Genomic DNA, 382 nt, shown 5'->3' with positions numbered 1-382 from the left:
CTGTCGACATTTCCGTCGCCAAGAGCGGTACTGAAAACGAAGACATCACTGCCGCGGCCGCCGGTCAAAGTATCGGCTCCACCGCCGCCGTCGATCTTGTTGGCGCCGGCGTTGCCTTTGACGGTTTGAGCGAACTCATTGCCCGTCAGGTCGATCGCGGCCTTGCTGGACGCCTTGCTGGTCGCGAGTTGTTCGATGTGAGAGCCAGCCGATAGGGCGAAACTCACAGAGGCGAGGACTTTATCGATGCCGCTGCCCTTCTGCTCCACCACCTTGTCGTGAGCATTGTCGACGGAGTAGGTGTCATTGCCACCATATCCGGTCATCTTGTCGGCGCCACCGCCACCATTGATCTTGTTGGCGCCGCCATTCCCGTAGATGG

The 382-nt window shown here is 59.7% G+C and carries 1 pseudogene; it reads right to left on the bottom strand.

What is annotated here, in order from left to right:
* Positions 1-382 (bottom strand): annotated as a pseudogene (locus EOD07_RS37465) (calcium-binding protein); the annotation flags it as partial.

The sequence above is a fragment of the Mesorhizobium sp. M2C.T.Ca.TU.002.02.1.1 genome (genome assembly GCF_003997225.1).
Note: the sequence above shows the minus strand (reverse complement) of the source record. Positions and strands in the feature narration are given on the sequence as shown.